The 19,972-nt window shown below is 48.6% G+C and carries 22 protein-coding genes and 4 tRNA genes; 7 read left to right on the top strand and 19 right to left on the bottom strand.

Annotated features, from left to right (window positions below):
• Positions 1-34: 34 nt before the first annotated feature.
• The 8 genes from VN23_RS20900 to VN23_RS20865 form a co-directional block, all read right to left on the bottom strand.
• The gene (locus VN23_RS20900) at positions 35-400 is read right to left on the bottom strand and encodes a PilZ domain-containing protein (RefSeq protein ID WP_046350354.1); all 366 of its coding nucleotides are present in this window, start codon (positions 398-400) and stop codon (positions 35-37) included.
• Positions 397-1,416, bottom strand: a complete 1,020-nt coding sequence (holB, locus tag VN23_RS20895; RefSeq protein ID WP_046350355.1) for a DNA polymerase III subunit delta' — start codon at positions 1,414-1,416, stop codon at positions 397-399. Before holB ends, VN23_RS20900 begins: the two co-directional genes overlap by 4 nt.
• A 125-nt stretch (positions 1,417-1,541) precedes the next feature.
• A complete protein-coding gene (gene tmk / locus VN23_RS20890; RefSeq protein WP_046350356.1) occupies positions 1,542-2,168 on the bottom strand; it encodes a dTMP kinase in 627 nt (208 codons plus the stop codon).
• Between the two features lie 98 nt (positions 2,169-2,266).
• Positions 2,267-2,341, bottom strand: a tRNA-Glu gene (locus VN23_RS20885).
• Between the two features lie 29 nt (positions 2,342-2,370).
• Positions 2,371-2,447: transfer RNA gene (locus VN23_RS20880), tRNA-Arg, on the bottom strand.
• A gap of 11 nt (positions 2,448-2,458) precedes the next feature.
• Positions 2,459-2,534: transfer RNA gene (locus VN23_RS20875), tRNA-Glu, on the bottom strand.
• A 50-nt stretch (positions 2,535-2,584) separates the two neighbouring features.
• Positions 2,585-2,660 (bottom strand) — tRNA-Ala (locus VN23_RS20870).
• 73 nt (positions 2,661-2,733) lie between these two features.
• Positions 2,734-3,537 carry an outer membrane protein assembly factor BamD gene (locus VN23_RS20865; RefSeq protein WP_046350357.1) on the bottom strand — a complete coding sequence of 268 codons (804 nt, stop codon included), beginning with the start codon at positions 3,535-3,537 and terminating at the stop codon, positions 2,734-2,736.
• On the opposite strand from VN23_RS20865, the gene rluD reads away from it, so the two are divergent.
• The 5 genes from rluD to VN23_RS20840 all read left to right on the top strand — a co-directional run bounded on the left by rluD (position 3,536) and on the right by VN23_RS20840 (position 8,843).
• The gene (rluD, locus tag VN23_RS20860) at positions 3,536-4,585 is read left to right on the top strand and encodes a 23S rRNA pseudouridine(1911/1915/1917) synthase RluD (protein WP_046350358.1); all 1,050 of its coding nucleotides are present in this window, start codon (positions 3,536-3,538) and stop codon (positions 4,583-4,585) included. The two genes, VN23_RS20865 and rluD, sit on opposite strands and share 2 nt — an antisense overlap.
• Positions 4,572-5,324 carry a peptidoglycan editing factor PgeF gene (gene pgeF, locus VN23_RS20855; protein WP_046350359.1) on the top strand — a complete coding sequence of 251 codons (753 nt, stop codon included), beginning with the start codon at positions 4,572-4,574 and terminating at the stop codon, positions 5,322-5,324. Before rluD ends, pgeF begins: the two co-directional genes overlap by 14 nt.
• A 48-nt stretch (positions 5,325-5,372) precedes the next feature.
• Positions 5,373-6,299: a ZIP family metal transporter gene (locus tag VN23_RS20850; protein ID WP_046350360.1), complete on the top strand. Its 927-nt coding sequence runs from the start codon at positions 5,373-5,375 to the stop codon at positions 6,297-6,299.
• Positions 6,300-6,562: 263 nt separating this feature from the next.
• Positions 6,563-8,629 carry a carbon starvation CstA family protein gene (locus VN23_RS20845; protein ID WP_046350361.1) on the top strand — a complete coding sequence of 689 codons (2,067 nt, stop codon included), beginning with the start codon at positions 6,563-6,565 and terminating at the stop codon, positions 8,627-8,629.
• Positions 8,622-8,843, top strand: a complete 222-nt coding sequence (locus tag VN23_RS20840) for a YbdD/YjiX family protein (RefSeq protein WP_052746408.1) — start codon at positions 8,622-8,624, stop codon at positions 8,841-8,843. The genes VN23_RS20845 and VN23_RS20840 overlap by 8 nt, the downstream gene beginning before the upstream one ends.
• A gap of 112 nt (positions 8,844-8,955) precedes the next feature.
• Here the strand turns inward: VN23_RS20840 and VN23_RS20835 are convergent, their stop codons facing one another.
• The 11 genes from VN23_RS20835 to VN23_RS20785 form a co-directional block, all read right to left on the bottom strand.
• Positions 8,956-9,141: a hypothetical protein gene (locus VN23_RS20835; RefSeq protein WP_046350363.1), complete on the bottom strand. Its 186-nt coding sequence runs from the start codon at positions 9,139-9,141 to the stop codon at positions 8,956-8,958.
• A gap of 134 nt (positions 9,142-9,275) precedes the next feature.
• A complete protein-coding gene (gene cspE, locus VN23_RS20830; RefSeq protein WP_046350364.1) occupies positions 9,276-9,488 on the bottom strand; it encodes a transcription antiterminator/RNA stability regulator CspE in 213 nt (70 codons plus the stop codon).
• 267 nt (positions 9,489-9,755) lie between these two features.
• A complete protein-coding gene (gene folE2 / locus VN23_RS20825; RefSeq protein WP_442905410.1) occupies positions 9,756-10,562 on the bottom strand; it encodes a GTP cyclohydrolase FolE2 in 807 nt (268 codons plus the stop codon).
• A gap of 118 nt (positions 10,563-10,680) precedes the next feature.
• Positions 10,681-11,481 (bottom strand): flagellar biosynthetic protein FliR, encoded by an 801-nt coding sequence (gene fliR, locus VN23_RS20820; protein ID WP_156455236.1) that lies wholly within the window; start codon positions 11,479-11,481, stop codon positions 10,681-10,683.
• Positions 11,481-11,750 (bottom strand): flagellar biosynthesis protein FliQ, encoded by a 270-nt coding sequence (gene fliQ, locus VN23_RS20815; protein ID WP_046350366.1) that lies wholly within the window; start codon positions 11,748-11,750, stop codon positions 11,481-11,483. Before fliQ ends, fliR begins: the two co-directional genes overlap by 1 nt.
• 5 nt (positions 11,751-11,755) lie before the next feature.
• Positions 11,756-12,487, bottom strand: coding sequence for a flagellar type III secretion system pore protein FliP (gene fliP / locus VN23_RS20810; protein WP_156455279.1), 732 nt, complete (start codon positions 12,485-12,487; stop codon positions 11,756-11,758).
• Positions 12,488-12,495: 8 nt separating this feature from the next.
• Positions 12,496-12,915 carry a flagellar biosynthetic protein FliO gene (gene fliO / locus VN23_RS20805; RefSeq protein ID WP_052746409.1) on the bottom strand — a complete coding sequence of 140 codons (420 nt, stop codon included), beginning with the start codon at positions 12,913-12,915 and terminating at the stop codon, positions 12,496-12,498.
• A gap of 4 nt (positions 12,916-12,919) precedes the next feature.
• The gene (gene fliN, locus VN23_RS20800; RefSeq protein WP_046350368.1) at positions 12,920-13,333 is read right to left on the bottom strand and encodes a flagellar motor switch protein FliN; all 414 of its coding nucleotides are present in this window, start codon (positions 13,331-13,333) and stop codon (positions 12,920-12,922) included.
• Positions 13,334-13,449: 116 nt separating this feature from the next.
• The gene (fliM, locus tag VN23_RS20795; protein WP_046350369.1) at positions 13,450-14,481 is read right to left on the bottom strand and encodes a flagellar motor switch protein FliM; all 1,032 of its coding nucleotides are present in this window, start codon (positions 14,479-14,481) and stop codon (positions 13,450-13,452) included.
• A 159-nt stretch (positions 14,482-14,640) separates the two neighbouring features.
• Positions 14,641-15,177 carry a flagellar basal body-associated FliL family protein gene (locus VN23_RS20790; RefSeq protein ID WP_046350370.1) on the bottom strand — a complete coding sequence of 179 codons (537 nt, stop codon included), beginning with the start codon at positions 15,175-15,177 and terminating at the stop codon, positions 14,641-14,643.
• Positions 15,178-15,362: 185 nt separating this feature from the next.
• On the bottom strand, positions 15,363-16,493 hold the full coding sequence (locus VN23_RS20785) for a flagellar hook-length control protein FliK (protein WP_046350371.1): 1,131 nt from the start codon (positions 16,491-16,493) through the stop codon (positions 15,363-15,365).
• 198 nt (positions 16,494-16,691) lie between these two features.
• Between VN23_RS20785 and flhB the strand changes: the two genes are divergently transcribed.
• Both flhB and flhA read left to right on the top strand, forming a co-directional pair.
• Positions 16,692-17,828: a flagellar biosynthesis protein FlhB gene (gene flhB / locus VN23_RS20780; RefSeq protein ID WP_046350372.1), complete on the top strand. Its 1,137-nt coding sequence runs from the start codon at positions 16,692-16,694 to the stop codon at positions 17,826-17,828.
• A gap of 25 nt (positions 17,829-17,853) precedes the next feature.
• The gene (gene flhA / locus VN23_RS20775) at positions 17,854-19,941 is read left to right on the top strand and encodes a flagellar biosynthesis protein FlhA (RefSeq protein ID WP_046350373.1); all 2,088 of its coding nucleotides are present in this window, start codon (positions 17,854-17,856) and stop codon (positions 19,939-19,941) included.
• Positions 19,942-19,972: the final 31 nt, after the last annotated feature.

Here is a 19,972-nt window from a genome sequence, read left to right as displayed (position 1 = left end):
TCTACAGACTTAGGTCTTTTTAAAAACACCCGAATTACATCGTGTGCGTGGTGCGAGCAGATTGCAAATAGCCGCCCAGCAAGCCTTCAATCTTGGTTTTGGCCTGATTACCCGCCTCATTACCAGAGAATTTCACGCCGATGCCCTGCTGGTGATTATTATTCGCACCCTGAGGCGTAATCCAGACCACATTGCCTGATACTGCAATTTTGGCCGGATCATCTAAAAGAGATAACAGCATAAAAACTTCATCGCCCAATACATAGGCCTTATTGGTCGGAATAAAAATCCCGCCCCCCTTTATAAAAGGCATGTATGAAGCATATAAAGCGGCTTTTTCTTTAATATTTAGTGATAACACACCAGGGCGCGAGACCGGTGCTTTAATAGGTTCACTCATTTTCTTCCCTTACTGCTTTTACCACGCAGTGCATCCAAGTAAGCAAACAATAAAGATTCAAACACTAATCGCTGATTTAAAGGGTGATGCGCAAGACGCATGGCTTCATTCAAACGATCTGTGTAATGAAAAAAGGCAGATGATTGAGTCGCGATGCGGCGTAAATCGCTATCCCAATCAGGATAATAGCGAAGTTTGCCCGTCATCTTTATATTGATTAAATCATGCACCCACTTTTGCAACCAGCCAACTACTAATGCCATTTCCAGTTTAGCCTTTTCTAGCTCCGCAGCCACTGCCAGCACATCTAAAGCCGCCGGATTGGCAATATGCGCTAAAAACGCTTTACGATTAGGCAACCACTCTGCACTGGCATCATCCAGTGCAGCCAAAGGTGCGCCGCCCGTATGCGATAAATGCAAAGCAGGGTTAACCACTTGCTGCTGCGCCAGCCATGCCATTGCCGCAGTTTGATCGGGAGTGGCCATAGGAAACACCCGGCAGCGACTACGTATCGTAGGCAATAAGCGCCGCCAGTGATTGGATACCAAGATAAACACGGCACCAGATGGCGGCTCTTCCAGCGTTTTTAAAAAAGCATTGGCGGCGGCAATATTTAATGCCTCTGCCGGATACACCAAGGTCACACGAATGCCCTTTCTATGTGCCGTCAGATTCACAAAATCAGCCAGATCACGAATATCATCAACGCCAATCACCTGCGATTTACGCTTAGGTTTGGCATCTTCACTCGCTTCCCCATCCCCGTCTTCTGGAGAAACCAGCCGAAAATCAGGATGATTACCTGCCAGATACCAGCGGCAACCATCGCATACACCACATGGTGCAGTGGTTTTTGCTTCGTCTTCGCAGAGCAGAAATTGCGCCAGGTATTCTGCAAAGCGCTTTTTTCCGATACCTTCCTCACCCGTGATCAGCATGGCGTGTGGCAGGCGATCAATTTCACGCATCAATTGCGACCAAGGCGCTGCTTGCCAAGGGTAAAGTGTTTTCATCGTGGCACTCATTGCTCTGGTTAAAGTAGGGTGCCCAGTATCTTTGCTAGCTCGGCCTGAATTTGCTCTAAAGAGCAATTAGCATCAATCACGCAAATCCGCTCATGGAAACCGACGGCTTCGCATTAAAGTAGGGTACTCAGTATCTCAGCTAGCTCGGTTTGGATTTGCTCTAAAGAGCGATTAGCATCAATCACGCGAATCCGCTCCGGCTCGCTAGCAGCTCTTTCTAAATAAGCTGCACGCACCCGCGCATGAAAATCAGCGGCTTCACGCTCAAAGCGATCTAAAGTACGGCCATTTGCCATACGCTCTTGGCTAACCGCCAAGGGTACATCAAAAATAAATGTTAAATCAGGTTGGATTTTATTTAGGCCACTACCCTGCACCCATTCCTCCAGCGCAATAAACTTCTCGCGCGGCAAGCCTCGTCCGCCGCCCTGATAGGCATAGCTGGCATCGCTAAAGCGATCACACAGCACCCAATCGCCACGCTCTAGCGCAGGCAAAATCACTTGCGCCAGATGTTCACGCCGCCCTGCAAACATCAGCAGCGTTTCTGTTTCTAAGTGCATAGGCTCGGTAAGAAGTAACTCACGCAGCTTCTCGCCCATAGGTGTGCCACCTGGCTCGCGCGTTTGGACAAAGGCAATGCCTTGCTGAGCCAGCCACTGTGCAATCCACGCCAGTTGAGTGCTTTTACCCGCGCCATCAATGCCTTCTACCGAGAGAAAACGACCCAACGCTATCATAGTGTTCCTAAGAGAGAGTCCCGCCAGAATTTTACACGGGAAAGCCTGTGGCTTGTACGGACGAAAAAAAACCTGCCACATGGGCAGGTTTTTTAAACTGGCGATCCCACGGGGAATCGAACCCCGGCCGCCGCCGTGAAAGGGCAGTGTTCTAACCGCTAAACTATGGGATCATACTTTTAATGCATTACTGCAAATACTGTGGTGCGGCTGAAGAGATTCGAACTCCTGACCCTCTGGTTCGTAGCCAGATACTCTATCCAACTGAGCTACAGCCGCACTATAAAACTTGGCGATCCCACGGGGATTCGAACCCCGGTCGCCGCCGTGAAAGGGCAGTGTCCTAGGCCTCTAGACGATGGGATCAATCTAAAACTTTACTTATAAGCCATGGCATTTTATGACTTAAACCGTTCTGGTGGAGGTAAGCGGAATCGAACCGCTGACCTCTTGCATGCCATGCAAGCGCTCTACCAACTGAGCTATACCCCCCGAAAGAGATCCGAATATTACAGAGCTAATTTCAGCCTGTAAACCCCCGGATCGCAAATAAACTAAATATTTCTTACCAAGGCTTCCACCAGTCAGCGTCAGAGAACAAAACGCCCTCATCCAATACTGCTGTTTGCGGGTAATTCTTAAACAACACTTTTTTCACATCGTCACGCAACTCAACTAAACCAAGCTTATCGTAAGCCAAGGCCATGATGCCTAAAGCGGGCTCCACCTGCTTGGTACTCGAATACGTTTCTAGTAAATATTTACCACGATTTGCTGCGGCTAAAAATGCACCACGGTTGTAATAGTACTTAGCTACGTGCAACTCGTGGCTAGCCAATGCACCAACCAAATACCCCATACGTACCGTTGAATCAGCGGCGTACTTACTCTCTGGATAGCGGGTAACAAGCTGGCGGAAGGTATCAAATGACTCCCTTGCTGCCTTTGGATCGCGCTCCGACATATCCTGCTTGATCAGGCTGGATAAGAAGCCCTGCGCCTCGTTAAAGTTAACCAAACCCTTTAAATAGTAGGCGTAATCAATATTTGGATGCGCTGGGTATTGCTTAATAAAGCGATCGATTGCCGCAAAAGCCAACAAAGGCTCTTGGTTTTTATAATGGTTATAAGCCGTTTCGATTTGCGCTTGCTGAGCATGTCTGCCATAAGGAAAACGTGCTTCTAACTTTTCAAACAGCTTGTTTGAACGATCAAAATTGCGGCTGTCTTGCTCGGCTTTTGCCTCGGTAAAAATCTTCTCGGCCGTCCAGCCACGGGTTTCATCCTGTTCATCAGGAGTGGATGCGCAAGCTGCCAATAATCCGGCAAGTACTGCAGAGACGATGAATCGCGGTAGAATCTTATTCATGATGCATTCCGAAAACGAATTAAACGATTATAACGACTTCGAGCAGGCGCATGTCCTGACCGTGCCATCCGATTTGGCTGGGGAGCGCTTGGACGCTGCTTTAGCCAAGATGCTGCCCGAATTTTCCCGTAACCGACTCTCCACATGGATTAAAGACGGCCTAGTCTTTCTTAACGGCAACCCTGCCGTCCCCAAAACAAAATTATGGGGTGGTGAAACGATTAGTGTCTTACCCCAACCCGAAGCTGAGACTAGTGCTTTTCAGCCTGAAGATATCGAATTAGATATTATTTACGAAGATGCTACCTTACTTGTGCTGAATAAAGCACCGGGTTTAGTTGTGCATCCCGGCACAGGCAACTGGACAGGCACTGTACTTAACGGCTTACTCCACCGCTACCCAGAGCTTAAACTTATTCCCCGCGCAGGCATCGTACACCGACTGGACAAGGATACCAGTGGCTTAATGGTGATTGCACGCACCTTGATGGCGCAAAATAGTCTTGTGCAACAATTACAAGCACGTACAGTCAAGCGCCACTATATGGCCATTGCTCAAGGTTTACTTTCCAATGATGGCAAAGTAGACGCCCCAATTGGCCGCCATCCTAAAGAAAGAATTAAAATGGCGGTAGTGTATTCAGGCAAGCATGCAGTGACTCACTATAAGATTCGCGAACACTTTACCGCGCACACCTTAGTTGAATGTCAGCTTGAGACGGGCCGCACGCATCAGATCCGCGTGCATATGGCGCATATCAATCACCCGCTGGCAGCTGACCCGATTTATGGCGGCAAACCAAGACTACACTCGCCGGAAGTCAGTATTGCACTCGGTGAATTTGCACGTCAGGCATTGCATGCCCGCAAACTGTCGCTTATTCACCCTGAAACCGGCAAAACCATGACTTGGAAAGCCGCGCTTCCGGAAGACATGGACATGCTGGTCAATGTGCTGCGCTTAGACGCTGGCATGCTGGAAGAAGACTGGGACGACGATTGGGATGTTGACGATAGCGACTGCGAAGTCATGTATGTCCGTGAATAAGCCACTCCCCCCAATGTGGATCAGGCCGGATTGGCCTGCACCTGCCACGGTGCAGGCTATTTCGACCAGCCGCCACGGTGGTGTAAGTACCGCGCCTTGGGCGAGCCTCAACCTGGGCAACCATGTTGACGACTCTCCTGAAGCGGTTGCTCACAACCGGGCCATTGTGCGCCAGTATCTGCCTAGCGCCCCGGTATGGCTAACGCAGGTACACGGTGTACAGGTGGTCGATGCTGCCACTGCTCTGCAAAATACCGAAGCCGATGCCGTGACTGCGCATACTGTAAGCGCAGTCTGCGCGGTGATGACGGCAGACTGCCTGCCCGTCTTACTTTGCAATCAGGCTGGCACCGTGGTTGGGGCTGCCCATGCGGGCTGGCGCGGCCTTTGCAGTGGCGTGATCGAAGCCACCATTACGCAGATGCAAGTACCATCTGATACGCTCATGGCCTGGCTTGGGCCTGCCATTGGCCCGAATGCGTTTGAAGTGGGAGAAGAAGTCCGTACGGCATTTATGGCGCACGATAGCACCGCAATCAACGCATTTAGACCCAGCAGAAACAATGGAAAATGGTTGGTTGATATTTATCTACTGGCAAAGCAAAGGCTACAAGCCTGTGGTGTACACGCGATTTATGGCGGCGACTATTGCACGGTTACGGATTCCGATCGCTTTTTTTCTTACCGCCGCGATCAGCGCACAGGCCGTATGGCCAGCTTAATTTGGCTGACCGAATGATGATGGAATGATACACTGTTGCATCTACAGATATTTTGAAAGTCTTTAATGAGTGTTCTTGCTTGGATTATGACCGCCAGCGTAGCGGGCAGCTTACTCAGTGTGCTCGCCGCCGCATGTATTGCCTACGCCGCACGGCCTAGCTGGATTCCAAAATTAGTCAGTTTTGCCGTCGGCTCGCTCTTAGCAGCCGCCTTTCTAGAAATTCTTCCCCATGCTTTTGGTGAACACGATCATCGGCCTGCTGTCGCCCAGACAACAAGCAATAATTCGATCATGGCAGAGCATGAGCACCTTGTCAGCAAAGCGGATACCCACGCAGAACACGATCACTCTGCAAGCAAAGACACAGATCACGAAGAACACTCACAAAGCCCTTCAGCATCGAGCATCTCTTTAACACTGCTCGCAGGGATTCTAGCGTTTTTTATTATGGAAAAACTCGTGATCTGGCGGCATTGCCATCACGAAGCATGCGAAGAATTAGAGCCGCACGAACATACACACGGGCATGGCCACGGCCACGGCCGAGCGGGGCTGATGATTATTGTCGGCGACACCTTCCATAATTTCTTAGATGGCGCACTGATTGCCGCTGCTTTTATGACTGATATTAATGTGGGGATCGCCACATCGCTGGCCATTATCGCTCACGAAGTGCCACAGGAAGTCGGCGATTTTATTGTGCTCTTGCATTCAGGCTATAGCAAAACCAAAGCCTTGCTGCTCAATGCCATGTCGTCGCTAGCCGCATTAATCGGCGCGCTGCTCGCCTACTGGTCGCTGCAAACCGTTACCCACTGGCAGCCTTATCTGCTGGCGCTGGGTGCATCCAGCATGATTTATGTCGCCATTGCCGATCTCATCCCTGGCCTGCATAAACGCCCTCAGCTTAAAGATACCGCTCAGCAAGTGACGCTGATTCTGGCTGGAGTAGCATTTATTGCTGTGCCACACTTTTTATTCCCGCACTGATCTAACGTGGCAATAAAGTACAAAAATACTTTATTGCCACGCATCTAAATTCATCTCATCCTCAAGCCCATTCCATAAAGAGATATGACGCGATACCTTGTCGCCCTGCTCCCCCTGTTTGAAACAAAATGTTGTCCTTTTCCTACAAAGGCTAGGTTTTTAACTGACTCCTAGGGAAAGCACCTATGTGACGATCAGCGGCATCGTTTCATCATCGCCCTGCATGTAAGTTATTCAAAATAAAACACTTATAAGGAAAGGCGATGAATCATTTTAAAAAATGGGGGGTCTGGCTGCTGGTAGCTCTTGGTGGCGCATTCTCCTTTGCCATGCTGGCGCTCAGCCGGGGAGAGCATGTCAACGCAGTCTGGCTGGTTTTAGCTGCCATCTCCTGCTACAGCATTGCTTACCGCTTTTACTCCAAATTTATCGCCGAAAAAATCTTCGAGCTCGACGATAACCGCCCTACCCCCGCCCAGCGCCGCAATGATGGTCTGGACTATGTCCCCACCAATAAATGGGTGTTATTCGGCCATCACTTTGCCGCAATTGCAGGAGCAGGCCCCTTGGTTGGGCCGATTCTGGCAGCACAAATGGGCTTTTTACCCGGCACGATATGGATTTTGGTCGGCGTGATGCTGGCTGGTGCAGTGCAAGATTTCTTAGTGTTATTTATTTCCACCCGCCGCGATGGCCGCTCCTTGGGGGAAATGGCCAAGCAAGAGCTAGGGCCATTTGCCGGTGTGATTGTGATGCTGGGCGCGCTAGGCGTGATGATTATTATCTTATCCGCCCTAGCTTTAGTCGTTGTTAAAGCGCTGGCTGAAAGCCCTTGGGGCGTATTCTCGATAGCAGCCACTATTCCCATTGCGCTGTTTATGGGCGTTTATATGCGTTATCTACGCCCTGGGCATATTGGTGAAATTTCACTGATTGGCTTTGTGCTGATGATGGCGGCCATTATCTACGGTGGCAATATTGCAGCCAGCCCTGAATGGGGGCCTTTCTTTACCATGAGCGGCACTCAGCTCACCTGGGCCTTGATTATTTATGGCTTTATTGCTTCGGTATTACCGGTTTGGCTGCTATTAGCACCCCGCGATTATCTATCTACCTTCCTAAAAATTGGTGTGATTGCAGGCTTAGCTGTGGGGATTATTTTTGCCGCGCCCGAGTTAAAAATGCCTGCAGTCAGCCGCTTTATTGATGGCAGCGGCCCTGTTTTTGCCGGCAGCCTGTTCCCATTTTTGTTTATTACCATTGCTTGCGGCGCAATATCGGGCTTTCACGCCTTGGTCGCCTCCGGCACCACGCCTAAGTTAATCGAGAAAGAAAGTCATATCCGCATGATTGGCTATGGCTCAATGCTGATGGAATCGTTTGTAGCGCTGATGGCGCTGATTTGCGCTTCGGTGCTCGAGCCTGGCGTGTATTTCGCCATGAACTCCCCCGCAGCACTCATCGGCACCACGGTAGAAAGCGCCTCGCAAGTGATTAATAGCTGGGGCTTTGTGATTACGCCTGAGTATTTGGCGCAAATTGCTAAAGACGTAGGTGAGCATTCGATTCTATCGCGTGCAGGCGGCGCACCGACCTTTGCCGTGGGTATGGCCTATATCATCAGCACCATCACCGGCAGCACCGCCATGATGGCCTTCTGGTATCACTTTGCAATTCTTTTTGAAGCGCTCTTTATCTTAACGGCCGTTGACGCAGGCACGCGTGCTTGCCGCTTTATGGTGCAAGATACCGTGGGTGTATTTATCCCTGGCTTAGCTAAAAGCCAATCATGGGTCGGCAATTTAATCGGCACAGCCGTGGCGGTTTCTGGCTGGGGATTCTTTGTTTATCAAGGCGTGACCGATCCATTAGGTGGGATCAACACGCTGTGGCCGTTGTTTGGGATTGGTAACCAAATGCTCGCCACCATGGCGCTTTTGCTTGGCACGGTAGTCATCTTTAAGATGAAGAAACAACGCTATGCCTGGGTAACCATTCTGCCAACGGTGTGGCTATTTATCACCTCGATGACAGCTGGCTGGCAAAAAATCTTCCATGAAAACCCTAAAATCGGCTTTTTAGCGCAAGCAAAACGCTTTAATACCGCCATTGCCGACGGCACACTGCTCGCCCCTGCCAAAAATATTGCAGACATGGAAAGGATTGTATTTAACAATCAAATTAACACTGCTCTTTGCGCCTTCTTTATGCTGGTTGCCATGACAATGCTAGTGGCTGCCATTATTCAAATTCGCAAAGCACTGGGCCATAAGCATGTCACCGTGCAAGAAATTGGTGGGCAATTACAAACCGAGGGTGGCCATGCTTAAATTTCTGCAAGCAGGCTCCACCTTTAGAAGCCATGCCCATAAAGTAGTCCAGACCTGCCGCCTGATGGTGGGCGTGCATGATTATGAAAACTATCTGGCGCATATGCAGGCCCACCACCCCGAAGTGCCCGCTAAAACGCGCAAAGAGTTTTATCAATACTGCCTTGAAGCACGCTTTCCCGGCGCAGGAAAAATCAGTAAATGCCCTTGCTAGCAAAATAACCGTTGGTGCATAAAAAAACCAGAGTCTTAATGGCTCTGGTTTTTTATTTGTAAGCGAGGCCTGCATATGGTCTCAAACAAGAAAATAGCAGGTTTCATCCGCCCTACACATCTTCCCCTTCTTCCCGCTTACGCTCTTTCACAATCTGCTTGCCGCGTTTAAGCCAGATCAGAATCACAGTCGGCATAAAGCCAAATATAAAGAACACGACCAAGCCCTTGGCGATGGTACCCATGACAATAGAAAACATCATCACCACGTATAAATATCCAATCAAAATAATATACATAGTGCATCCAATCAAAAAAAGCCCCGTTTCCGAGGCTTTGGTCTGTATCAAAATCTATCTAGAACCGGACATTCTTTCACTAATCATACTTAAGTCCGGCAGGCTGCAATAGTCAATCAACAGAAACGTTGCTCTTACAAAGCCACTACGTTTGCAGCTGCGGGGCCTTTCTGTCCTTGCTCAACAGAAAACTCAACTCGCTGCCCTTCATCCAAGGTTTTAAAACTTGTAGACTGAATAGCAGAAAAATGTACAAACACATCTTTGCTGCCGTCTTCAGGAGAAATAAAACCAAACCCTTTTTCGGTATTAAAAAACTTTACAGTACCCATCATCTTGCTAGACATCACGTTTTCCCTAGTAATTAAGTAAACAGCTTTGTTGATGCAGCATTATTCGATTGTTTGCTCAGGGGTGGCTATAAAACAACCCAAGCTAAAATTCAAACGTCAACTACACACAAAATAAGCCTTTGCCAATCGCGTATACAAGGCTCGCACTACTGCGAAGCCAAGTGCAGTTACCAAAATACCAGACTTACTCGTTTTGACAAATACTGAAAGTAAAATACAAAAAAAGTGTGGTCAAAGCATGCGCCAAATCCAATTTAAAAATTACGCTTCGCGCTTATCGTACTCAATCAGTGCATAAGCGGAGTGATTATGAATCGACTCAAAGTTCTCTGATTCAACCACATAGGCTGTAACACGAGGATCTGCATGAACACGGGCGGCCACATCACGCACCATATCTTCTACAAACTTCGGATTATCGTAAGCACGCTCGGTGACGTATTTTTCATCCGGACGCTTCAGTAAACCCCATAGCTCAGAAGAGGCTTCTTCCTCGATCAGGGTAACAATTTCTTCAATCCAAATGCTCTTTGCCAGCGTGGCTGTTACGGTCACGTGCGAGCGCTGATTATGCGCGCCATAGGCAGAAATTTTCTTTGAACAAGGGCAAAGGCTAGTGACTGGCGCTAATACTTTAAGCTTTTGCTCAAACACACCGTTTTTCAACTCACCCACCAAGGTGATGTCGTAATCCATCAAGCTCTGCACGCCAGACACTGGTGCTGTCTTATTAATAAAATACGGAAAACGCATTTCCAAATAACCAGATTCTGCTTCTAGGCGATCGCACATTTCGCGCAGGATCGTTTCGAAAGAATCCACCGAGATTTCTTTCTCGTGGCTGTTTAAAATCTCAACAAAGCGCGACATATGTGTACCTTTGAACTGCTTAGGCAAGAACACATACATATCAAACATGGCGATAGTGTGCTGCACGCCATCGGTACGATCCGCTACTTTAACTGGGTGACGAATGGACTTAATGCCCACTTTATTGATCGCAATATTGCGGGTATCCACCGTGTTTTGCACGTCGGCAATCGCCATGGTCATGGGGTGTTGCTCCAAAAAATAAATTCTAATGTGAGAGATTATAACACTGAGAATACCCGAGTAAAGCACTCGGGAATTATTGTAAAAATCTACACGCCTGATAGCTAAAAACTTCTGGTGCAGCCACACTAAATTAAGACTTACCCGCAAAAGCAGCCACCATCTTGGCTGCGAAGCGTGAGCCTTCACTCAGCATGATTTCAATATGGGCGGGCATATAGGGTAAAGACAAATACATGGCCAGCAGGCCAATCCCCATCATCAGAGGAAAACCCACAGCAAACACATTCAACTGTGGTGCTGCCCGCGTCATAATCCCTACTGCCAGATTGGTCACTAGCAGCGAGCCTATCACTGGCAGAGATAATAAAACACCGGCGCTAAAAATCTGCGAACCATAATCCACTAGTAGTTTAAAGCCCAATCCCGAAATAGGCTCTACCCGAATCGGTAAACTGGTAAAACTAGTGAGTAAAGTTTGCAGCACCATCAAATGCCCGTTCAAAGCAAGAAACACCAGAATGGTCATCAGGCTTAAAAACTGCGCCACAATCGGCACACTGGTCGCATGTAGCGGATCATAAAAAGAGGCAAAACCCAGCCCCATTTGCAAACCTGCTAAATGCCCAGCCATTTCTACAGCAGAAAAAATAATTCGCACAATATAGCCAATAGCAATACCAATCAGTAACTGGTTAATCACAATCAGAATACCTGCAGGGGAAACAATCGGCACTTGCGGCATCGCAGGCAATACAGGCGCAATAATCAAAGAAATAAAAATGGCCACACAGATGCGTACTTTAACAGTAATCGCTTTGCTTGAATAAAACGGATCAGCCAATAAAAAACCGAAGATACGACAAAACGGCCACCAGAAAATAGCGAGCCATAAATCGATTTGTAGCTGGCTAACTGTCCAGATATCTTTCATCAGCTAATCAACTGCGGAATACTTTGAAATAAGCGAATGGTGTAATCCATAGCCGTTTCAATCATCCATGGCCCAATCAAAACAAAGACCAGAAAAGTAATCAGCAGCTTGGGAATAAAAGAAAGTGAGGCTTCATTGATTTGTGTTGCCGCTTGAAAAATACTCACCACCAACCCGACCACCAGCGCGGTCAGCAGCAATGGCCCGCCCAGCAGCACCATCACCTCCATCGCTCTTTGAATCACCGTTACAACGGCTTCTGGCGTCATTTGCGCTACCCCGCAACATAAAAGCTTTGCACTAAGGATCCCATGAGCAAAGCCCAGCCATCCACCAAGACAAAGAGCATTAACTTAAAGGGCAAGGAGATAATCACAGGGGACACCATCATCATCCCCATGGCCATTAAAATACTCGCCACCACAAAGTCGATAATAATAAAGGGAATAAAAACGATAAAGCCGATCTGAAACGCCGTTTTAAGCTCACTGGTCACAAAAGCAGGCACAAGGGTACGTAAGCTCACATCCTCAGGGCCATTCGGTTTTTTTTCGCCGGAGATATCAATAAAAAATGCTAAATCCTTTTGGCGGGTTTGCTTCAGCATAAAATCTTTTAATGGCACCACGCCTTTTTCAACCGCCTGATTAAAGCCTATTTTTTGCTCTGCATAAGGCTGATAAGCCACTTGATAAATTTTATCAAATACCGGCGACATAATAAAAAAAGTAAGAAATAAAGACATGCCCACAATCACTTGATTGGGCGGTGCTTGCATCGTGCCCAATGCCTGGCGCAATAAAGACAAAACAATCACAATACGGGTAAATGCAGTCATCATTAATAAGAGCGCAGGTAAAAAACCAAGCGCGGTTAGAAACAATAGCGTTTGAATAGGTAGGCTATATTGCGTGCCCCCTGTTTGCGCATTGGCTGTCATAAAAGGAATACCGGGGTCTGCAGCAAAAGCGGCCCCGGCCAATACTATGCTCAGCACAACAATCATGGCGCGTTTCAAGGTGTTTTCCTTTGTAAAACAGCCGCCAGGCTTGCAGCAAAAGAAGAAACAACCGGAGCTGACTCTACTTGCTCGGGGGCGGTCAGGGTATGCAGCAGGTTCACCGAGCTTGATGTTACCCCCAGCACCAGCCAGCTGCCTTCTACTTCAACCACCACCACCCGCTCCTTACTGCCCACCATGACGCCGCTCACCACTTTGAGCGGCGCCTTTTGCCCGCCATTCATTGGTAATACAGACAGGCGACGCAGCAGCCATGCACTGAATAAAATCAGGCCGATCACAAAAGCCAGTGCCAACACCACTTGGGCAATCGACATCAGGCTGGAAGGAGATGCGGCAACAGGGGAGGATGCACTTGCCTGAGCCATCAAAGGGAAGCAAGCTAGCGCAAAGAAACGAAAGAAGAACAGCATGAGCTTACTTATGTAAACGGCGAATACGTTCTGCCGGTGTAATAATATCGGTGAGACGAATACCAAATTTATCATTCACCACCACCACTTCACCCTGCGCAATTAAACAACCATTAACCAGCACATCCATTGGCTCACCCGCCATACCGTCGAGTTCCACCACCGATCCCTGTGCCAATTGCAATAAACTACGAATAGCGATTTTAGTCCGGCCCAGCTCCACAGTCAGTGAAACGGGAATATCCAAAATCATATCAATATTACTTGGCGCATTAGCAATTGGCGCACTGGTATCAAAGCGCTGAAAAATATCAGCCGCTTGTACATCCGGTTTATCTGCGATCGCAGCATCAGCCACTTCTTGCTCGGCTAAGGCGGCAGCCCAGTCATCCATTGCCATTTCATCTTCATCAGCCATTATTAAGTACTCCTTGGCTTTTCATCAGCCACGATTCACTGCCATGACTTTTTATATATTTATCAGCCATAACTCACATGCTATGGCTTTCTCTTTGATTCTGCGACGATTACAACTTATGGTTTTCTCTTTTCATAGTTCTCATCAATGCCTCCTTCCGTCTCACTGCCCGTTAATGCTTCAGCAGAGCCGAGAACTTTACTCACTTTTAAAGCATATTGCCCGTTTAAAGTGCCGTAATTACACTCCAGCACTGGCACATTATCCACAGCAGCAATAATGGCTTCGGGGATTTCTAAAGAAATAATATCACCCAGCTGCAATTCCAAAATTTCACCTAAGGTTACTTTTGCATTGCCTAAAGTAGCGACCAAATCCACTTCTGCATGCTGAATTTGCTTTTGCATCAAGGTGGTCCAGCGATTGTCGACTTCAATCCGATCCGCCTGCATGGTGCTGTACAAGACATCTCGGATCGGCTCGATCATCGAATAAGGGAAGCAGATATGAAAATCGCCGCCCCCAGCGCCCAACTCAATTTTAAATGTGTAGGCCACTACCACTTCGGTTGGCGTGGCGATATTGGCAAATTGCGTATTCATTTCCGAGCGAACATAAACAAACTCGCAAGGAAAAACGGGTAACCATGCCTTTTGATATTCTTCAAAAACCACTTCCAAAAGGCGCTGAATAATCCGCTGCTCGGTCGCCGTAAAATCACGCCCTTCAACCCGCACGTGATAGCGGCCATCTGAGCCAAATAAATTATCCACCACTAGAAACACAAAATCGGGATCAAAAATAAACAAGCCCGTTCCGCGTAGCGGCTTCATCTGAATCAGGTTTAAATTGGTGGGAACGACCAGATTGCGAATAAATTCGCTGTATTTTTGAACCCGAACGGGGCCAACGGAGATTTCTGCGTTGCGGCGCATAAAGTTAAATAAGGCCACCCGCAAATTACGTGCAAAACGCTCATTCAAGATTTCAAGCGTCGGCATCCGGCCGCGAACGATACGTTCCTGACGGCCGATATCGTAATCACGGACAGCAGAAGCATCGACCTCTTCGTCGGAAGAATCTTCTTCACCAGTCACACCGCGCAGTAGCGCGTCGACCTCTTCCTGAGAAAGGATATCGTCTGCCATAATCCTTAGTCCGGATAAACACTTACCCGTTATTAAATATATAACTGCAAGCAAGACGCCTTAGTGCCTGCCACCGGCAGCAAAGCGTCTTTTTACAGCTTATTAAACCCATTACAATTAAGACGTAATCAATACGCCAAACACGTTTTATGACGCAGCTTACTGAACGATAAACGTTGTAAAGTTCACTGAAACAACGCCTTCATCTTCAGATTCAGCGTGCAAAATCTTATTCATCAGCTCGCGAATTTCTTTTGCAAGCTTATCTGTTCCATCAATTGCCTTTACTTCTACAATTGTTTTAGAACGCAATAATTTGTTTACTTGAGCCTGAATTTTTGGCATCTGCGCTTTGATTTTTTCTGCCACCAACGGGTCACCCAGCTCTACTGAAATATCAGTCTGCAAAATTGCTTCGCCCTCATCCGAAGACAAATTAACTGTAAATTGCGGCAATTTCTCATACACAGCAGGATGCTCTTCTTTCTTTTTCTTATCTTTCTTTTTCTTTTTTACATCGTCTTGTGCCGTAGCCTCTGCAGCCACTTCATCGGCAGCAGGATCACTACTTTTCGTTAATAAAAAGGCTGCAACCCCGCCAACAAGGATTAATAAAACAACTAATAGCCCAATGACTGCGAACAAAAGAATATTTTTCTTCGCTTTAGGCGCTGCTTCCACTTTGGCATCTGACATCACATCACCTTGAATGGATTGAAATATTTGATAAAAAAGAAGTGTTTAGGCCAGAACAAAGCGCCCCGAACAAAGAGCGAGGGGCGCGGGCCTTGGAAATAATAGAGTTGATTATAGCTTAAAAAGCATTAACAAACAGGTAGTAAGCTGCGAGTCTTGTGGTAAAGCAACAAGATTGGCTTTGATCAAACATAAAGATTTAAACCACTTCTTGCCACAGGTAAGGCAACGTCTGTCATCACTCTGGGCTGACCATCAGCATAAGCACCACTAAGATCACCCATAAACTGCTGTGATCTGGATTGGCGCTGCTGATCCATTTGCTGACTGCTTGCTTGTTGCTGGGCCTGCTGCTGGGCTTGTTGCTGAGTATGTTGGCTCAAAGAATCAGACGCCACTTGCACATTGCTTAACTGAATACCCTGGTCAGCCAGCAGCATCGTCAATCTAGGCGTTGCAGCCGCCAGTGCTTCGCGTACGGAAGCATGCTGCGAGCTAAATACCACGCTGGCCTGCTCGCCCGACATGGTCAGACGGACTTCCATCGGGCCCAAATGCGGAGGATTAAGCTGCATATCAATTTGCTGATGCTGATCTTGCAGCATCATCGAAACACGCTGTGCCACGGCATCGCCCCAGCGAGCGCTACCCATAGGCTCTGCCACCGTGTGTTGAGGTGTAGCAGGCTTGGCCTCCACCGCAGGCGTGCGTAGCGTCATTTGTGGTACAGCATCTATTTTAGGAAACAAAACCTGATCTTTAGAGCTTGCCAATAAAGCAGAAAACTCATCTGCTGGTGCAGTAAACCCCTCAGCACCACTGGCCGCTTTTTGCCGTAGCAAGGCAAATTTTGCCGCATCGATTCCACCGGCGAGCAAACTTGCCGGATTAAAATCAGCGTCTTCTAAAGCGCTAAAATCCTGAGCGTCTTTAGCATTACCTTCGCCTAGTAAGCCTTGACCCAGCTTGCTCAGATCCAGCACGCTGCCTTCAACGCCCACTTCATTTTGCACATCGGCAATCACAGGCGCTGTTTGAGAGATTGCCTGCGCTTGCAACATCGCCAGCCAAGGCTGAACAGCTTGCACACTAGCAGCAACGGCTTGTTTTTCTTCGCTATTCGCGCTGCCTTCTGCGGGCTCTGATGGTTTTTTCTCACCTGACTCGGCAGACTGCCCTTCCTGGCGGGTATTGACTTCGCGCTCCAGTACTTTGGCAAACGGCTGAGCAGTATCTGCCCCCATTGAAACTGAGGAACGTAAATCTGTTGAACGACTCGTTTGCGCACTGGCTGTAACAGTGAGATTGCTCGCCATGACCAGGCTCCTCAATAAATGTAAACATAACATAAGCAATTGCAGTGCCAGCCCTGATAAATGGCTATGATAAACTCAGCAAATGTCTTATCCCCGTAAGCGGGAAAGCACGCCCAGAAGACCCCAAAGCTTTTGTTTCAGTCCTTGTTGATGCTCGTTTTAGAATGGCATGGGGCTATCGTGTTTTAAGGAGAAATAATGGCTGAAGATTCAGATGCAGAACGCACGGAGCCCGCCTCTGGCAAGCGCCTTGAGGAGGCGCGAAGTAAAGGACAAATTCCACGCTCGCAAGAATTAGCCACTTTTTCAATTTTAATGGTTGGCGTAGTCGCCCTGATCAAGCTTGGGCCTGAGCTGCTACAAACTTTAAAAACCATTTTTGTCACCGAGCTTACTTTTAACCGCGCCACCATCGCCGACCCCAATCAAATGCTGCTGCACTTTATGAGCTCAAGCTATAAAGCACTGATGGCCTGCCTGCCGATTATTCTGCCCTGCGCACTTATAGCAATAATTACGCCTGTTTTAGTCGGAGGCTGGCTATTTACCTTTGATGCCTTAGCGCCCAATTTCTCCCGCATGAATCCCATTAGTGGCATTGGCCGTATGTTTACGCTTAAAAGCGTTGTAAACATGGTTAAAACCATTCTTAAATCGAGCTTAATTGGTGGTGTAGCCGCTTGGGTGCTCTGGAGTGAAAGAGAAGAATTTTTGCAGCTAATTACCATGCCGCTGGAGATAGGCCTGCCCTTTATGTGGGATATGGTGCAACACACTTTATTGCTCGTCATTAGCTCGCTCGCTCTTTTAGCAGCGATTGATGCGCCCTATCAGCTTTGGGATTATTACAAGGGCCTGCGCATGACCAAGGAAGAAGTCAAGCAGGAAGGGAAAGATGCCGAAGGCTCAGCGGAAGTAAAAGGTAGGATTCGCCAGTTGCAACACGAAGCCGCCCGAAAACGCATGATGAGTGAGATTCCCAAAGCCAATGTGATTGTCACCAATCCGACTCACTACGCTGTGGCGCTGCAATATACCGAAGCCATGCGTGCGCCCAAGGTCGTAGCCAAAGGCGCATTTTTACTGGCAGAGCGCATTATTGAGCTAGGCAAAGAGCATAAAGTGATTGTAGTGCGTACCCCGCCTTTTGCCCGAGCGCTCTATCATCATGCTGAACTCGGAGCCGAGATTCCCGCTGCACTGTATACTGCGGCAGCTGAAGTGCTGGCTTATATCTACCAGCTTAAACACTGGCAAAATTATGGTGGCGATGAGCCCAACCTGGCCGATGAGCTACCTGTACCTAGCGAGCTAGACCCCGGCAGCGAAACATAACGATCAATCCAGAGCTTAATGCCCCATGTGGCGTACATTTAATTACAGCAAATTAGCCGGCCCTGCGCTGGTGCTTATGGTGCTCGGCATGATGGTTTTGCCGCTGCCCGCGCTTGTGCTCGATTTCTTTTTTACCTTCAATATTGCGATTTCCATCATTGTGCTCATGGTGGCGCTTTACACCCGTAAGCCGCTTGAATTCTCCAGCTTCCCCACTATTTTGCTGTTTACCACCCTACTGCGGCTGTCTTTAAATGTAGCCTCAACCAAGCTGGTGCTGACAGAAGGCCACAATGGCGCAGATGCTGCAGGTAAGGTGATTGAAGCGTTTGGCCACGTTTTGATTGGTGATAATTTAACCGTCGGTGTGATCGGTTTTATTATTCTGACCATTATTAACTTTGTGGTGATTACCAAGGGTGCGGGGCGCATTGCCGAGGTATCTGCCCGCTTTACGCTGGACGCCATGCCCGGTAAGCAAATGGCAATTGATGCGGATTTAAACGCCGGCATGATAGGCGAAGAAGACGCCAGACGCCGCCGCTCAGAAATCTCGCAAGAAGCTAATTTTTTCGGCTCTATGGATGGTGCATCCAAGTTTGTGCGTGGCGATGCGGTGGCCGGGATAATGATCATGGTGATCAATATCATCGGCGGCTTGATTGTTGGTATGGCGCAGCATGATCTGCCTTTTGCCGAAGCGGGAAAAACCTACACCCTGCTGACCATTGGTGATGGCCTTGTAGCGCAAATCCCCTCTCTGATTATCTCGGTCGCGGCCGGTATTGTGGTTTCACGCGTAGGGGACGGCGAAGATTTATCCGAGCAAATCTTAGGTCAGATGTTTTCTCAGCCGCAGGTCATGTATGTTACCGCAGGTGTTTTAGGCGTTTTAGGCATTATCCCCGGCATGCCCCATATGGCCTTTTTGCTTATGGCTTTTATTTTAGGCGGCATCGCCTGGCAGCTTGACCAGCGCAACAGAACCAACGCTCTGCAAACTGCAGCAGCCGATGGCGGGGCAGCAGGCCCCGCAGGCGCTCCGGGTGGCGCGCCCGCTGCAACGCCCCCCTTGCAAGAAGTCAGCTGGAATGATGTCCAGCCCGTCGATCCGGTCGGCTTGGAAGTTGGCTACCGGCTGATCCCGCTCGTCGATCGCAATCAAGATGGCGAATTACTGCGGCGCATTCGCGGCATCCGTAAAAAAATTGCACAAGAGCTAGGCTTTTTGGTGCCCTCCGTGCATATCCGCGATAATTTAGAGCTTAAGCCCAACCAATACCGCATCCAACTCAAAGGCGTAGATGTGGGCACGGGTGAAGCTTTTGCAGCGCAATGGCTGGCCATTAATCCGGGCAACGCCATCGGCCAACTGCCTGGCACGCCAACCCAAGACCCTACTTTTGGCCTACCTGCCGTCTGGATTGATGGCAGCTTACGCGATCAGGCGCAAGCCTTTGGCTATACCGTGGTGGATGCTTCCACCGTGGTGGCCACCCATATCTCAAATATTTTACAAAGCCATTCTGCTGAGCTTTTAGGCCGCGAAGAAGTCCAGCAATTACTTGAGCACTTTGGCAAAGAAGCACCCAAGCTGCTGGAAGACTTGGTTCCCAAAATTATTCCTGTCGGCACTTTACAGAAAGTATTACAAAATTTACTTGAAGAAGGGATGCATATCCGCGACTTGCGGAGCATCCTGGAAACACTGGCCGAGCATATTGTCCGCACCCAAAATATCGACGAGCTAACCGCTGCCGTGCGTGTGGCGCTGGGCCGGGCGATTGTTCATCAGCTTTTCCCTGGCGAAAACGAATTGCAAGTTGTGACGCTTGAGCCACAGCTCGAAAATATTCTACTCTCGGCCGTCTCGGGTAATTCGCAAGGCGGCTTAGAGCCTGGCCTTGCCGAGCGCGTATTGAAACAAGCCTCTGAATTATCTGAGCAATTAGAGCAGCAAGGTCTGAGCACCGTGCTGATCGCCCCTGCCCAGCTGCGCCCGATGCTAAGCCGATTTTTACGCCGCTCTATTCCGGGCTTACGCGTGATTGCGCATACCGAGATTCCTGATAGTAAAACCATCAGAATTGTAGGGATGTTAGGGGCCAATTAAACTCGAATCAGGTAGGTAAAAACAACTGTCC

Origin of the sequence: Janthinobacterium sp. B9-8, from assembly GCF_000969645.2 — a bacterium.
In the GTDB taxonomy this organism is placed as follows: domain Bacteria; phylum Pseudomonadota; class Gammaproteobacteria; order Burkholderiales; family Chitinibacteraceae; genus Iodobacter.
The sequence above is the reverse complement of the archived record's forward strand: the minus strand, read 5'-3'. Positions and strand labels throughout refer to the sequence as shown.